The organism is Aeromicrobium phragmitis (assembly GCF_003674095.1).
Taxonomy (GTDB): domain Bacteria; phylum Actinomycetota; class Actinomycetes; order Propionibacteriales; family Nocardioidaceae; genus Aeromicrobium; species Aeromicrobium phragmitis.
This window is the reverse complement of record NZ_RDBF01000240.1, coordinates 1-328: the sequence shown is the minus strand read 5'-3', so window position 1 is coordinate 328 and position 328 is coordinate 1. Positions and strand designations below refer to the sequence as shown.

The 328-nt window shown below is 71.0% G+C and carries 1 protein-coding gene; it reads left to right on the top strand.

What is annotated here, in order from left to right:
* Positions 1–328: DEAD/DEAH box helicase (locus D9V41_RS17155; protein WP_121795645.1), on the top strand; the 328-nt coding region annotated here is incomplete at both ends.

Below are 328 nucleotides of genomic sequence, written 5' to 3'. Positions count from 1 at the left end.
ACCGGCTCGGGCAAGACGCTCGCCGCGTTCCTCTCCGCGATCGACCGGCTGCTGCGCCCCCGCGAGGACGATGCCCCCGGTGTCCGGGTCCTGTATGTCTCGCCGCTCAAGGCCCTGGCTGTCGACGTCGAACGCAACCTCCGATCTCCCCTGGTCGGCATCTCCAACGTGGCAGTGCGCGACGGAACGCCGTTCCGCGAGGTGTCCGTGGGGGTGCGCTCGGGCGATACCCCGCCGGCCGAGCGGCGCCGCCTTCAGGCGCACCCTCCCGACATCCTCATCACCACGCCCGAGTCGCTCTTCCTCATGCTGACGTCCTCGGTGCGCG